Here is a 14,945-nt window from a genome sequence, read left to right on the forward strand (position 1 = left end):
ATAAAAGTAAGGGATCAAGGACTAGACAAATCAACTAATTTGATTGTGGTAATAAAGTGAAAATTGGCACCAGAAGCGGTGAGGAAAGTGATTATGTAGCTTCTCTAGCGCTTTTCAAAAATGGTAGCAGAGGTTATATCATCTATTTTGTTTTGGTTCTCAGGGTATGAGTATAAAAATGAGAAGATAAGAAAAAATACGAAGAGCTTGTTAATCCTTTTTATTACTTCAAGGGGGAATTAGATTATGACAAACTTAGATGGCAAAGTTGCAATTGTAACAGGTGGTGCTTCTGGTATCGGATTAGCTACTGCTAAAGCTTTTCTAGAAAAAGGAGCAAAAGTCGTTATTGGAGACTACAATAATGAAGCTGGAGTAAGCGTCGAAAAAGGGTTAAAAAAACATATAAGGATGTTTTATTTATTACAGTTAATGTGGCTGATGAGCAATCAGTTGAAAATCTTGTTTCTGAAACCGTCAAACATTTTGGAGGGTTAGACATCATTTTTAACAACGCTGGGGTTGGTGTTCAAACACCTACTCACGAATTAACGGCTGAAGAATATAAGAGAGTAATTTCTGTGAACCAAGATGGTGTCTTTTATGGGATTAAATACGCTCTTCGTGAAATGCTTAAAACGGGTGGCGGTTCTATTATTAACACTTCTTCTATTTTGGGCACAGTTGGTGAGCCAACTTCTATTCCATATGCTGCAAGTAAAGGTGCTGTTAATTTAATAACAAAGTCTGTTGCATTAGAATATGCGGATCGTAATATTCGAGTTAATGCTGTAGCTCCTGGATTTATTGAATCTGGACTAGTGAACAAAGAAGCAATGGGTGAGTACTATGATGGTCTAGTAGCCAAACATCCTATTGGTCGACTAGGTGAACCAAAGGAAATTGCACATGCTGTTATCTTCTTAGCTGAAAATGATTTTGTAACAGGTACAACACTTCTTGTTGACGGTGGATACACAGCTAAATAAGACTTTTATAATAACTCGATTCTTTTTATTAGCGCAAATTTTTAAATATATAATAGTGGGCTTCTTAAAAGTCTGATGAATAATAAAAAAGATAAATATGTTGGTGAACAAGTTATCTCACTTTAAATAGCCTTCTATCACTTGGATGATAGAAGGCTATTTAAGATATACGACAGTTACAACCTGTCATTAAAGTAAGAGAGCGTAAAGAGGTGTCTATTATCTATTTAATTCACTATCGTAATTTGGATAAGAAGAGACAGAATGTCCTTTATTATGGATATGTATAACAGTTCTTGTACATAATACCAATTGGTACATATATCCAATTTACATCGTATAAACGCTATAGTTTATCGCAATAAATTATAAAAGGTGGATGAAACGAGATGCTTGACCCTAAAACAATTGAAATTGTGCAATCAACAGTACCGGTTTTAAAAGAACATAGTAAAGAAATTGGCAAAAGATTTTACGAGTTACTATTTGCAAAAGCGCCTGATTTGTACAATATGTTTAATCAAACAAATCAGAAACGCGGGATTCAGCAGGAAGCGTTAGGATACGCGGTTTATGCTGCAGGAGAACATATTACAAACTTAGAGGCTATCAAACCTGTAATCGAAAGAATTTCTCAAAAGCACCGTGCTATAGGGGTGAAAGAAGAGCAGTATCCCATTGTAGGAGAGACTTTACTTCAAGCAGTAAAGGATGTTTTAGGAGATGCTGCTTCTGATGAAATTATTGAAGCATGGGGAAAGGCCTATGGATATATTGCGGATGCCTTCATTAACCTTGAGAAGAATCTTGAAGAAGAAACAAAGAGTCAGCCTGGTGGATGGAATGGATATCGAAGTTTTTACGTAGATAAGAAAGTTGAAGAAAGCGATAATATCACATCATTTTATTTAAAACCTGCTGATGGAAAAGCTATTGCTTCTTACAAAGCTGGACAGTATTTGACGCTAAAAGCAACGATACCAGGTGAAAAGTATACTCATATTCGTCACTACAGTCTTTCAGAATCTCCAGGAAAACCGTATTATCGAATCAGTGTAAAACGTGAAGATGCTCATGATGATAGTCCAGACGGTATTGTCTCAAACTATTTACATAATCAAGTAAAGGTTGGAGAACAATTAGAATTTTCCGCTCCAGCAGGAGATTTTGTTCTGGATCATAGTGAATTACCCGTTGTGTTGATAAGCGGAGGGATTGGGATTACGCCTGTCCTTAGCATGTTGAATACTTTAGTTGAAACACAGTCTACACGTCAAGTGACTTTTATTCATGGAGACACCAATAGTAAAACACACGCCTTTAAAGAACATGTAGAAGAATTAGCTAAAAATCAAGAAAACGTTAAATCATTTATTTGTTATAGCTCCCCTAATAAAGAGGACCAGATTGGACATGATTTTGACAAAGAAGGGATCATTGATCTAGAAGTATTAACATCTACTGTTCCTTCAAAAGAATCCGTATTTTACTTGTGCGGATCCATTCCATTTATGGAATCTATTCTAAACATATTAGTAAAATGGGGCGTATCAAAAGAAAATATTCACTACGAAGCATTTAGTCCGTTAGCACTTTTCGAAGAAGAATGATTAATCCTCTTGAAAAAAGCTCAAATTATTTTTTGAGCTTTTTTATTTCTAAACAAAGAAAGTTTTTTCCGATATATTGTATTTATAGGCTGCTAAAACCATAAAATCGTAAAGCGCATAGCTCATTATGTAGCGGCTATTAGACTGACCACATAAAAAGTATGACGGTTGAATTGAAAAGGGGATTTTAGAGTAGTAAGGAGTGATTTTAGGTGCATAAGGTTGAAATTAGAAGACCACGAATGGAAGAAAATGAGGAAATTCAGCAATTTTTTAGGACAGTCATTCAAGATACATTTGCCAAGGAAGGTTTATCAGAGTTACTTGAGGATATGGAAAATGAAATTAAAGATAAGAAAAAATACTTAAAATGTGATTTTGATAGCTGTGGAAAGGACCGATATTTTTTAATAGCCCTCGATGAAATGCATAATCAAGTTATTGGTACCATTGAATATGGTCCTGCTAGTGATCTGATTAATCGTTGTACAGATGGAGAATTAAAAGAATGGAATGAGATAGGAACGGTATTTGTTCATCCTAATTATCAAGGAATGGGTATAGGAACCCTACTCTTAAATGTAATGGTTCTTACTTTACAGAATCGGAAAATTAAAGAATTTTGTTTGGATAGCGGATACCTCAATGCACAGAAAATATGGAAGAAAAAATTAGGGGAACCCCATTATTTGTTGAAGGATTACTGGGGGGATGGAAGTGACCATATGATTTGGAAAAAACGCACAAATGATATGTCAATTATATTTAGTACATGATTAAAATATATCGTGTAAAGTAATTTAACAAAAAAGAAGATTTAAACTCTACTTGATCTCATAATGTTACTATCTACTATTGCTCTAATATAGATGAGGAACAGAGAAAGAGGGGATGTAATATGAGTAACAGGAAAAAATGGTGTTTTCAGATTCCTTTACAACCCGAGTTTAAAATGAAGACAGCTTATTATATAGAAAAGAGAGAGTTTGATCAAAGAAGAAACAAGTCTTGCTTGTATTATCAATTCAAGTGCAATTCTATTTCTAACACAATGCTAGTGATCCCTGACGGATGTATAGATATTCTGTTTACTTGTGTGCAACAAGCTCCTTATGGAAAAGTTTGTGGAAGTGTTCTTAGAAGTAAGGAAATCCAACTTACTCCAGGGGCAGAATATTTTGGTGTGAGGTTTCCTCTAGGAGGAGAAGCTTTAAAGTGGAATTGTTCTATGAAAGAGATAGTTGAGTGTGAGATGCCAACAAAGGATATATTGTCATTAGATGATCCTGCGCAACAATTAGCCAATCTCCCTTCATTTGAAGGGAGAATACAGCAATTTCAAGAAACAATAGGTCCCCTATTTTTGAATGAAGATCGTTGTTCTTCAATTGTGATGAACGCCTTATATCATATACATTTAAGTAAAGGAAATATTACAATAAACGATTTAGCTCAACAATCTGGTTTCTCAACAAGGTACATACGCAAACAATTTGAACATGCTATCGGAATTTCTCCTAAGTTATTTTCACAAATCGTTCGGTTTCAATGCTCACTGTCTATGTTTATGAACGATAAGAATTATTCAATATGGGATATAATTGAGGAAAGTGGATACTATGATCAAGCGCATTTAATTAATGAATATAAAAAATTCAGTTATTACAGTCCAAAACAGCTAATGGACACCGTAACGAAGGGGGAAAGCATTGGTTATATAACATAGAGGTAAGATATCATTTTACAAGAAAGAATATTCTGACAAATACTTGAGTCTATTTCGAAGAATATATATAATAGATACAATAAAGTTGGAGATAGTATAAGAGATACATATACAACATGGTTATTTCAATCTTATATGAAGAGATTCATTCTAGAATTGAAATAATAGGAGTTTTAATGTAAGCGTTTTCTTTTGGATAATCGATGTTTATCCAGGACTAAGGGGTGAATCGTATCTTAATTAAGAGTGAGAAGCTACACAAACATTTATGACTGATATCCCATTAACTATTTAAAGGAGATATATATGGTGATTTGTTTACCTAATGTAAAGAATAATAGCTATTTACCGTCCCAACCTGAATTTAAATCTTACACAGAGTATTATATGGAACATAGGGAGAAAGGTTTAAAGAATGAGTCTATTCTCATTTTCTATCAATTTAAAGTGAAAGACATAAAAGAAAAAGTTACGGTTGTTCCAGATGGATGTATAGATATTCTAATTAGTTGTGATGAACGCTTACCAGGAGCGAAGGTTTGTGGAAATGTTAGTAAAAGTAAGTATATAAATCTAATCCCAAATACAACTTACTTTGGGATTAGAATTCCATATCTCTATCATATTCAAAAAATGGACTATACTTTAAAGGAGCTGCATGATCAAGAACTTCCCTTAATTGAGCTTATTTCAATGGATAATACAATTGTAGAAAGAATTATAAAAGAAGATTACTTCATAAAAAGGATAGATATATTTAATAAAACGTTGAGAAATATCTTGCTTGATTTTCATACCTCTTCTCCTGTGGAACAAGCTATACATTTTCTCTACTCAACGAGGGGTAATATCTCTATGAATCAACTAGCAAGTGAAGTAGGCTATTCAACAAGATATTTGCGTAAACAATTTGAAATTCACATTGGCATTTCCCCAAAACTATTTAGTAAAATCATCAGGTTTCAATGTTCATTAAATATGCTGTTAAATCATAACCGTTACACAGTAAATGATGTTATTTATGAAAATGGATATTATGATCAGTCCCATCTCATTAATGAATTTAGGGATTTTGGATATATAACCCCATATAAGCTTACTGGTAGAAGATATCAAGGAGTATGGTAAATAGATTTACAGGGAAAAGCATTCTTTGCTTATAAAGAATGCTTTTTTTATATTATTCTCCAAAAAATATTCTGATTGTTCCGATTTATCCAATAAATTAAGGCTATGTCTTGATAATCTTTAATTACTGGAAGGGACTTATAAGCTAAATCACATGGATAAGAAATTACTTAGAGCGAGGTTAGCAGAGAGTTACTTCTACAGACTACAGTAGAAAGGATATTGGGATATGAAACATTATAAGATGTTTATTGATGGAAAGTGGGTTGATTCCATATCAGGTAGAAGCTTTGAATCTATTAATCCTGGGACTGGGAAAGTACATGCTATTGTAGCAGAGGCAGGAACAGAAGATGTAGAATATGCGGTTAAAACGGCTCGGCAAGCATTTGAAAATGGACCTTGGGCAAAAATGGCCCCAAGTGAACGGGGACGCTTATTATATAAAGTTGCTTTAAAAATGAGGGAGAAAGCAGAGTTTCTCGCTGAAATAGAATCAGCAGATAATGGATTACCGATTAATGAGACTAAACTGATTGAGATACCAGCGACAATTGATGTTTTAGAGTTTTATGCGGGTATGACGAATAAGCTAAGTGGAGAAACATTGGCCTCTCCAATGAACCGATTTAATTATACATTAAGAGAACCTTTAGGGGTTATCGGAGCAATCGTGCCATGGAATTTTCCGCTCATGCTTACAATGTGGAAAGTCGCTCCTGCTCTTGCAGCGGGAAATACAATTGTAATAAAACCAGCAGAGCAAACACCAGTTAGCATTTTGGAGTTAGTGAAGATATTCCAAGAGGCGGGTCTTCCGGATGGGGTCATTAATATAGTTCCAGGGTTCGGTCACACAGCAGGTAATGCTCTAGTTTCTCATCCTGGAATTGATAAAATTGCTTTTACAGGTTCAACTCGTACAGGCCAGCTTATTATGCAATCAGCAAGTAAAAATCTAAAACCTGTTTCACTAGAGCTTGGTGGGAAATCACCAAATATTATATTCGATGATGCAAACTTAGAAGATGCGATAAATATGGCTTCTTTCGGAATCTATTTCGGCCAAGGACAAGTATGTGCAGCTGGTTCTAGAATCTTTGTTCAAGATTCAATTTATGATGAATTTATAGAACGTTTTGTAAAAAAAGCCCAATCTATACGTGTTGGAAATCCGCTTGATTCAACAACACAAATGGGTCCTCAAGTTTCAAATAAACAGCTGGAACAAATTGAAAAGTATGTATCAATAGGAATAGAAGAAGGCGCCAATCTAGTAACAGGAGGAGAACGTTTTACAAGAGCTGGGGATGGATACTACTTCACACCAACCGTTTTCGAAAATGTTACGAACCAAATGACGATTGCTAAAGAAGAGATTTTTGGACCAGTAGCTTCAATTATCCGATTTAGTGACGAAGCAGATGCCCTTCAAAAAGCAAATGAAACCATTTATGGATTAGCGTCAGGAGTTTGGACAAATGACTTAAAACGTGCACATCGCATGGCACGCGGAATTAAAGCAGGAACAGTTTGGGTGAATGCGTATAGCTTTCTGGACAGTGGAGCCCCTTTTGGTGGAACAAAGCAAAGTGGATTTGGGCGTGAATTAGGGGTACAAGCTCTCGAAATGTATACTCAAACAAAACATGTTTGGGTGGATTTAAATGAGCGAGCAATGAACTGGTATGGTGGATAGATTTCTATATGGGCATCTTATTCATTCTCTAACTCTATAAGTAAAGAATGATGAAAGTTTTATATTCTTCGAAAAAGAGATAGAGTAAAAACTTCATTTTTTCATTGGCTATTTGGAAAGGAGGAGGAGATTGGAGACAGAAAAATCAGTACATGACATAGCCTTTCGTCCAAATAAAATTGAACTTAAGCGAACACTAAAGTTAAGAGATTTAGTTATCTTTGGGCTAGGATTCATGGCCCCAGTAGCAGCGATGTCCTTATTTGGAATCATAACCGTCGTTTCCGAAGGACATTCAGTGCTTTCTTATATCATTGGATTTGTTGCTATGTTATTTACAGCCTACAGTTTTGGGAAAATGGTAGAAGCATATCCTGTAGCTGGTTCTACTTATACGTATGCACAGCATGCGCTTCATCCTAAAATAGGTTTTATTGCAGGATGGGGAATGCTACTTGATTATCTTTTAATTCCGATGCTTACCTTTCTTATTAGTTCTAATTTTGCGCATGCTCTTGTGCCAAGTATCGCGGTTTGGGCCTGGGTCCTTATCTTTGCTATTCCTATTACCCTAGTAAATATAATGGGTGTTGAAGTTGCTGCTAAAGTAAATACAGTATTAGTCCTTTTAATGATTTTGGCTGTTTTAGTTTTTGCCATAAGTGCAGGCCATTATATTGTAACAGGAAACTTATCTCTTATTCAGTTTGATGCGATCTATGATCCGAGTCATTTCTCTATTGGTGCTATTATTAGCGGATCTGCTATTGTTATCGTTGCTTATCTTGGATTTGATGCAATCACAACATTAGCAGAAGAAACAAATGTAGGTGGGAATAAGATTGGGCTAGCTATCATGTTCACATGCGTTATTCAAACGATATTTTACGTTTCAGTAACCTATTTAGCTGTGATTATAGTAGGACATTATACAGTGATTAAGAATCCGGATATAGCCTTTTTTAACATACTCCATACTATTGGTAGTCTATTTCTTCAAACCTTTATTACAGTAATGATTATAGCTTCTGGGGTAGCGAGTGCATTAGCAAGTCAATCAGCTTCAAGTCGCTTACTTTTAGGAATGGGGCGTGATAATGTCTTGCCAAAGAAGTTTTTTGGGTATATCCATCCGAAGTATAAAACACCGGTCAATAACATTCTTTTAATGTCTATAGCTGGCATCATAGGGGCTCTATCACTAAATATGCAATTGGTATCAGATCTTGTTGCGTTTGGGGGATTATTAGGGTTTGCCTTTGTCAATATATGTGTGATTAACCATTACTATATAAAAAATAAGCAAAGAAATGCATTGAAATATTTAATCATTCCATCCTTAGGCACTATCGTGTGTCTCTATATTTTATGGGGACTTTCGACAGCGGGGAAAACAGTAGGCCTTTTATGGTTAGGACTAGGTTTTATTTATCTTATTGTTCGATCCTCATCCTCAAAAGAATTTAAAGCCTTCTTATCAAATAAGGAAGAAGCAACACTTGATGGAAATCCTAAGTGAGAACAGGGGATTTACCCCTTACTAATATATTTTAGGAGGAATACGTATGCAAAAATTATCTAAGGGTTCTACTTTTACACATGCCGAATTAGCGGAGATTGATAAGAAACATTATTTGCACCCAACTACTCCCCCAAAAGCACATTACCTATCAGGTCCTCCCACCATTTTTTCGGAGGGTCATGGAATTTATCTTAAAGATTTACAGGGGAAAGAACGAATCGATGGTGTATCTATGCTTTGGAATGTAAATTTAGGATACGGAAATGAAGAGTTAGCTGAGGCGTCTAAGCAACAGATGCTAAAACTTTCTTATAGTTCTTCATTTAGTGGGCAGTCAAATGAACCAGCCATTCTTTTAGCACAAAAAGTGGCTTCAATGGCACCTGGGGACTTGAATGTTTGTTTCTTTACATCAGGAGGCTCAGAATCTAATGATACAGCTTTCAAGTTGGCTCGTTTCTATTGGAAGGTGAAAGGACAGCCAGAGCGTACAAAGATTATTTCTCTAGATCAATCATTCCACGGGGTTACAGTAGGAGCTACAAGTGCTACTGGGATAGAAGGATTTCAAAAGTTTACAACTTCCAATGCGCCAAACTTTCTTAAAGCCGCCGCTCATGCAGTAGAAGCGGAACTGGGAGATAAGACGGATCCAAACTATCCACGCTCTATTAGAGGAACGATAGAAGCAGAGGGAGCAGATACCATTGCCGCTGTAATTATCGAACCAATTCAAGGAGCAGGAGGAGTAAGATTTCCTCCTAAAGGATATATTCAAGCAGTACGTAAACTTTGTGATGAATATGGTGTTTTAATGATTGCCGATGAAGTAATCTGCGGATTTGGACGTACTGGGAAAATGTTTGGTGTAGATCATTGGAACATAGTACCAGATTTTCTCTGCGTAGCAAAAGGAATTTCAAGTGGATATGCTCATCTTGGAGCTGTCATTATGAGAGAACATGTTAGGGAAGCGTTTGTGCAATCTGATGAAATGATGTTTCATGGATTCACATATAGCGGTCATCCTGTTGCTTGTGCAGTTGGATTAAAAACGATTGAAATGATTGATAGGGACAACATTGTGGAAAATAGTCGAATGCGTGGGGAGGAGTTATTGAGAGGGCTTCAATATTTAGAAAGAAATCATAAACATGTAACGAAAGTAAGAGGGCTTGGCCTTTTAGTAGGGCTAGAGCTATTTAGAGACCCTGAGAGTGGTATTCCATTTGACCCATCCCAACACGCAGCAGCACAATACACAGATATTTGTATGGAGCTAGGATTACAGCTACGTTATTTTGATTGGAAAGGGACAAACACAGTAGCCCTTGCACCACCGCTTATTATTACAAGTGAACAAGTGGAAGAAATTATTAGCAGAATGGATCAAGCGCTTAAAAGATTTGAAGAACAAATTTGAGTTTCTAAATAAACACAGCATCAGGGGGAAGCTAGAATTTCTAAGCTTCCCTTTACTTGTAATAAGAGAGGGAAAAGGGTGAAAAAACAACTTCATCTTACGTTATATATGATAGAGCCAAATTAAAGTTAAAAAATACGAACGAAGAAGTGAGTGTATACCACTTCTTTAAGAGATATAGGAGGAATAAGAATGGAGAAAAAAACAGGTTTTATTTGTGATGAAAGCTATTTCTGGCATGATACAGGAAATGGAGCGCTTTTTTGCCACCAGGTGGATGGATTGAGGCTGATGAACATGGGGAAAGCCCGAAAAGTAAGCGGAGAGTGAAGAATCTTTTAGAGAAAAGTAGATTTATAGAAGAACTGCACGTTTTAAAGCCTCGTTCCGCTACAAGGAAAGAAGTAGAATGGAATCATGCTCGTTCATATATTGATCGAGTAGAATACTTAAGTCGTACTGAGGGAGGGGATGCAGGAGAATTAGCAATTGCCGCACATTATGCGAAAAAAGAATATAACTTGAAGAGAGTTTTAATTATAGATTGGGATGTTCATCATGGGAATGGGACGGAGAGTTCATTTTATAATGATCCAGACGTATTAACAATCTCCCTTCATCAAGAATATAATTTTCCGTCTAATAGAGGTTATGCTGAGGATGTTGGGGAAGATAGCGGGGCAGGTTTTAATGTGAATATTCCCCTACCTGCTGGAACAGGAAATGCGGGATATTTGTATGCTATAGAGAAGATTATCAGTCCGATAGCAGAACAATTCAAACCAGAGATTATCCTTGTATCCGCTGGCCAAGATGCAAGCGTCTTTGATCCTCTAGCTCAAATGATGGTAACAGCAGAGGGTTTTAAAGAAATGGCTATTGCCATAAAAGAATTAGCCAAGCGTCTTTGTGAGGGACGTTTAGTTTTATGTCATGAAGGAGGATATAGTGCAGCATATGTGCCAATTTGTACAATAAAAATTATAGAAGGGATAAGTGGGTTACAAAGTGAAGTAAGAGAAGACCCGTATTATGAAACAATAAAAGGACTTCCTACAAACGTTTTAGCACCTCACCAAAAGCAAGCTATCCAACAAGTAATAGAGGTACAATCTCCATTTTGGGAATTTGAGAATTTATCTCGAGTATAAAATATAAAGTTATGATGTTAAAAGCACTGAGGCTAATAGTTAATCCCAGTGCTTTTTGATGGATTTAAAGTTCTTCATTACTAAACATTAAACGTTTTAATAAGACGTTTGGCACTTTTAGATATGTAACGATCTTTTAGCCAAATCACAGCTGCTTTTGATTCAATGACACAGTCATTAACTTTAATGATTTTCAATCCGTTTAAAGGAAACGAAGATAAGGTTGATTCAGGAAGTAAGGTAATGCCAGAGCCTGATTTCACAAGAGATAAAAGGATAGCAGCATCTGCACATTCACATACAATGTTAGGTTTTAAATTGTTCTTCATAAAGGCCTCAATTACAAGTTCATACAACCCTGTTCCATCTATACGATGTAATAACATAAGCGGCATTTTAGCAATCTCTTTTAACGAAAGGGATTCATTAACCTCTAAATCTTCGGGAACAATGGCTACAAACTTTTCTTTTGGTAAAGGCAGAAAAGAAAAGTTCTCCATATCTACCGGTAAGCGAACAACTGCAAATTCAATCTTTCTTTCTTGCAGGTATTTGGTAAGTTCATAGGAATCTCCTTCAAGGACTCTATATGTTACTAAAGGATATTGCTCTCTAAATAGACGGATTCTTTCCGATAAATAAGAAAAGCATGTCTTTACAGTCCCAAAAGCCAATATTCCCCTAAGTCCTTCTCCTGTTTCTTGAACTTCTACATTGATTTCTTCTAGTTTTTCAATAAGATCTTTGCCGCGTTTATACAATGTTTTTCCGGCTTCTGTAAGCTCCATTTCTTTTCCGTTACGTTCCAATAGTAAAACACCTAATTCTTGTTCAAGCAATTTTAACTGATGACTAAGAGGGGGCTGCGCCATATGTAGTTTCTTGGCGGCCCTTGTGATTTGTTTTTCCTCAGCAATAGCAGTAAAGTAGCGGAGCTGTCTTAAGTCCATAAGCTTATCCTCCCTGTTTCGGTATACTTTTTTCGTATGGAAAACCAATTTTTTAAGTAATTTTCATATATCTGACATTATGATACATTATTTTTGTAAGCGATACCAATATAAAATTCTAAATATTTTTAATTTTTAGTTATTTTATAAGTGTAAGAGTAATTGCTTAAAAAAATTCAGGAAAGAAGGAGAAAAACTGATGTCAAAATTCGAACAATCAAAACAAAAATTAAGAGGATCAATTGCTCCTATCATTACTCCATTTAATGAAGATGGTTCTGTTGATTTTGAGACGCTAGAATCTCTTATTAATTGGCATATTGAAAGTGGAAGCCATGGTATTTCTGTGACTGGAACGACAGGAGAACCTAGCTCTTTAACAATCGAGGAACGAATTCAAGTGATAGAACGAGCTGCAAAAGCTATTAATGGGCGGGTTCCTTTTGTACCTGGAACAGGATCTACAAATCATGAAGAAACGCTTTATTTAACAAAAAGAGCAAGTGAGATTGAGGGAGTAGACGGGGTCCTTATTATCGTTCCTTATTACAACAAACCATCTCAACATGCTCTTTACAAGCATTTCAAAAAAGTGGCAGATACAGTGCCGAACCTTCCGATTATCGTCTACAACATTCCGGGAAGAACAGCCGTAAATTTGGAAGTAAAGACACTAGCCAAATTAAATGAAGATTGCCCTAATATTATTGGCGTTAAAGAATCAAACAAAGATTTTGAACATGTTAACCGTGTGTTATTAGAGTGTGGAAGAGATTTTCTTCTTTACTCAGGTATTGAATTACTTTGCTATCCAATGCTTGCAATTGGCGGAGCTGGTTATATCAGTGCTACAGCAAATGTTGAACCTAAAAAAGTTGCAGAAGTTTATGATGCATGGAAAGAAGGCGATGTAGAACGAGCTGCAAACCTCCACTATGAGTTAATGCCATTAAATGATGTTCTCTTTAAAGATACGAACCCAGCTCCACTAAAAGCAGCACTAGGGATGATGGGCCGTATTAAACCTATCCTTCGTTTACCTATGGATTTACCAACACAAGAACTTCAAGATGAGATTCGTGAAGTCCTACAGCACTATGTTGAACTTGATAAAATCACAGCGAAGTAAAATAAATGAATTAAAAGGCAACAAGGAAATGATATAAAGGATGTGAAAAGATGAGAAACGAGACAGCTATTACTGAGACAAGAATGAAAGATGTACGTATTGAACATGTAAAACTCTATATTAATGGTGAATTCGTAGAAACAAGCTCTAAAGAAACATTTGAGAATACAAATCCATTTACAAATGAAGTTATTAACACTGTTTCATCCGGCCAAGAAGAAGATATAAATAAAGCAGTAGCAGCCGCTAAAGAGGCCTTTGAAGGTTCATGGGGAAAGATAAAAGTCCAAAATCGAATGGAGTATATTAATAGAATTGCAGATTTAATTGATGAAGACATTGAAGAGATTGCTTTCTTAGAATCTATGGATACAGGTCTTCCTATTAGTCAAACAAAGAAAATGACAGCTCGTGCTGCAGAAAATTTTCGCTTCTATGCCCGTTTAGTTCAAACGAAACTACATGGAGAATCATACCCGGTAGATGATGAGTTTATTAATTACACATTATATAAACCGCTTGGACCTGTTGGACTTATTACACCCTGGAATGCTCCATTTATGCTCGAAACTTGGAAAGTAGCACCAGCTCTCGCAACAGGAAACACGGTTATTCTAAAACCTGCAGAGTTATCTCCGCTAACAGCAGATAAGTTAGCCAAAATCATTCATAAAGCTGGGCTACCAGAAGGGGTTTTTAACGTCGTACATGGATTTGGGGAGAGTGCTGGCGCTGCTCTTGTGGCTCACCCAGATGTAAAAGCTATATCGTTTACAGGAGAAACGACAACAGGTTCAACAATTATAAGAAATTCAGCGGATACATTAAAGAAAACATCCATGGAACTTGGAGGTAAGTCTCCTCTGATTGTCTTTGATGATGCAAACTTTGATCAGGCACTTGATGCAGCTGTTTGGGGAATCTTTTCTTTTAATGGTGAACGCTGCACAGCAAATTCACGCGTGTTTCTTCACAAAAATATAAAAGATAGATTTGTGAAAGCCTTAAAAGAACGTGTAGTAAAGATTAAAATTGGCGACCCAATGAATCCTTCTACACAGCTTGGACCTTTAATTGAAAAAAATCACTTCAATAAAGTAAAACGCTATATTGAGATTGCAAAAGAGGAAGGTTGTGAAGTTGTTCAAGGAACTGTACCGGAAGAAGTAAAAGAAGGTAACTTTGTTCCACCAACTCTTCTATTAAATGCAACAAATGATATGAAAGTATGTCAGGATGAGATTTTCGGACCTGTTATGGCTGTTATTGAATTCGAAACAGAGGAAGAAGTTATTTCTCTAGCAAATGAAACAAGATATGGTCTAGCTGGATATGTATGGACAAACGATATTAAAAGAGCGCACAGAGTTGCACAAGCAGTTGAAGCAGGCATGCTTTGGATTAATGCCCAAAATGTTCGCGATCTTCGCATTCCATTTGGAGGAACGAAAGATAGTGGTATTGGTCGCGAGGGAGGACATTACGCTATTTTTGAATTTTATACCGAACCAAAAGTTATTCATGTAGCTATTGGGAATCATCATATCCCTCAATTTGGAAAGTGATGAACATTAACATAATAAGGGGAACTATCAAAGATGAGTGAAAGGGGAAAAAG

At 36.0% G+C, this 14,945-nt stretch carries 12 protein-coding genes and 1 pseudogene; 12 read left to right on the forward strand and 1 reads right to left on the reverse strand.

Translation table 11 applies throughout. The features are described from left to right. Positions 1-246: 246 nt before the first annotated feature. The 10 genes and pseudogenes from MOC86_RS11020 to MOC86_RS11060 all read left to right on the forward strand — a co-directional run bounded on the left by MOC86_RS11020 (position 247) and on the right by MOC86_RS11060 (position 11,248). Positions 247-989, forward strand: a pseudogene (locus MOC86_RS11020) (SDR family NAD(P)-dependent oxidoreductase). Positions 990-1,378: 389 nt separating this feature from the next. Then, positions 1,379-2,599 (forward strand): NO-inducible flavohemoprotein, encoded by a 1,221-nt coding sequence (gene hmpA / locus MOC86_RS11025; RefSeq protein ID WP_268584219.1) that lies wholly within the window; start codon positions 1,379-1,381, stop codon positions 2,597-2,599. 212 nt (positions 2,600-2,811) lie between these two features. Beyond that, the gene (locus MOC86_RS11030; RefSeq protein WP_268584220.1) at positions 2,812-3,375 is read left to right on the forward strand and encodes a GNAT family N-acetyltransferase; all 564 of its coding nucleotides are present in this window, start codon (positions 2,812-2,814) and stop codon (positions 3,373-3,375) included. Positions 3,376-3,497: 122 nt separating this feature from the next. Then, positions 3,498-4,325 (forward strand): AraC family transcriptional regulator, encoded by an 828-nt coding sequence (locus MOC86_RS11035; protein ID WP_268584221.1) that lies wholly within the window; start codon positions 3,498-3,500, stop codon positions 4,323-4,325. Between the two features lie 306 nt (positions 4,326-4,631). Further along, positions 4,632-5,453: a helix-turn-helix transcriptional regulator gene (locus MOC86_RS11040; RefSeq protein ID WP_268584222.1), complete on the forward strand. Its 822-nt coding sequence runs from the start codon at positions 4,632-4,634 to the stop codon at positions 5,451-5,453. A gap of 229 nt (positions 5,454-5,682) precedes the next feature. After that, a complete protein-coding gene (locus MOC86_RS11045) occupies positions 5,683-7,152 on the forward strand; it encodes an aldehyde dehydrogenase family protein (RefSeq protein WP_268584223.1) in 1,470 nt (489 codons plus the stop codon). Positions 7,153-7,282: 130 nt separating this feature from the next. Continuing rightward, complete coding sequence (locus tag MOC86_RS11050; protein ID WP_268584224.1) at positions 7,283-8,671, forward strand: APC family permease; 1,389 nt, start codon at positions 7,283-7,285, stop codon at positions 8,669-8,671. 46 nt (positions 8,672-8,717) lie between these two features. Then, entirely contained in the window at positions 8,718-10,097 is a 1,380-nt protein-coding gene (locus MOC86_RS11055; RefSeq protein ID WP_268584225.1) for an aspartate aminotransferase family protein, read from the forward strand. Positions 10,098-10,289: 192 nt separating this feature from the next. Further along, positions 10,290-10,427: a hypothetical protein gene (locus tag MOC86_RS27360; RefSeq protein ID WP_326847722.1), complete on the forward strand. Its 138-nt coding sequence runs from the start codon at positions 10,290-10,292 to the stop codon at positions 10,425-10,427. Beyond that, on the forward strand, positions 10,424-11,248 hold the full coding sequence (locus tag MOC86_RS11060) for a class II histone deacetylase (protein WP_326847723.1): 825 nt from the start codon (positions 10,424-10,426) through the stop codon (positions 11,246-11,248). Before MOC86_RS27360 ends, MOC86_RS11060 begins: the two co-directional genes overlap by 4 nt. 80 nt (positions 11,249-11,328) lie before the next feature. Here MOC86_RS11060 and MOC86_RS11065 read toward each other — a convergent pair whose 3' ends face one another. Beyond that, positions 11,329-12,198, reverse strand: coding sequence for a LysR family transcriptional regulator (locus MOC86_RS11065; protein WP_268584226.1), 870 nt, complete (start codon positions 12,196-12,198; stop codon positions 11,329-11,331). A gap of 199 nt (positions 12,199-12,397) precedes the next feature. On the opposite strand from MOC86_RS11065, the gene hpaI reads away from it, so the two are divergent. Both hpaI and hpaE read left to right on the forward strand, forming a co-directional pair. Next, the gene (hpaI, locus tag MOC86_RS11070; protein WP_268584227.1) at positions 12,398-13,327 is read left to right on the forward strand and encodes a 2,4-dihydroxyhept-2-ene-1,7-dioic acid aldolase; all 930 of its coding nucleotides are present in this window, start codon (positions 12,398-12,400) and stop codon (positions 13,325-13,327) included. Between the two features lie 50 nt (positions 13,328-13,377). Next, positions 13,378-14,892 (forward strand): 5-carboxymethyl-2-hydroxymuconate semialdehyde dehydrogenase, encoded by a 1,515-nt coding sequence (gene hpaE, locus MOC86_RS11075; RefSeq protein WP_268584228.1) that lies wholly within the window; start codon positions 13,378-13,380, stop codon positions 14,890-14,892. The last annotated feature ends 53 nt before the right edge of the window (positions 14,893-14,945 follow it).

Source organism: Priestia endophytica, assembly GCF_026790145.1.
GTDB classification, from domain to species: domain Bacteria; phylum Bacillota; class Bacilli; order Bacillales; family Bacillaceae_H; genus Bacillus_I; species Bacillus_I endophytica_A.

What these genes read in the sequence shown, in the direction of transcription:
- hmpA (WP_268584219.1), top strand. Translation starts at nt 1,379, where the DNA reads ATGCTTGACCCTAAAACAATTGAAATTGTGCAATCAACAGTACCGGTT.
- MOC86_RS11035 (WP_268584221.1), top strand. Translation starts at nt 3,498, where the DNA reads ATGAGTAACAGGAAAAAATGGTGTTTTCAGATTCCTTTACAACCCGAG.
- MOC86_RS11040 (WP_268584222.1), top strand. Translation starts at nt 4,632, where the DNA reads ATGGTGATTTGTTTACCTAATGTAAAGAATAATAGCTATTTACCGTCC.
- MOC86_RS11045 (WP_268584223.1), top strand. Translation starts at nt 5,683, where the DNA reads ATGAAACATTATAAGATGTTTATTGATGGAAAGTGGGTTGATTCCATA.
- MOC86_RS11055 (WP_268584225.1), top strand. Translation starts at nt 8,718, where the DNA reads ATGCAAAAATTATCTAAGGGTTCTACTTTTACACATGCCGAATTAGCG.
- MOC86_RS27360 (WP_326847722.1), top strand. Translation starts at nt 10,290, where the DNA reads ATGGAGAAAAAAACAGGTTTTATTTGTGATGAAAGCTATTTCTGGCAT.
- MOC86_RS11065 (WP_268584226.1), bottom strand. Translation starts at nt 12,198, where the DNA reads ATGGACTTAAGACAGCTCCGCTACTTTACTGCTATTGCTGAGGAAAAA.
- hpaI (WP_268584227.1), top strand. Translation starts at nt 12,398, where the DNA reads ATGTCAAAATTCGAACAATCAAAACAAAAATTAAGAGGATCAATTGCT.
- hpaE (WP_268584228.1), top strand. Translation starts at nt 13,378, where the DNA reads ATGAGAAACGAGACAGCTATTACTGAGACAAGAATGAAAGATGTACGT.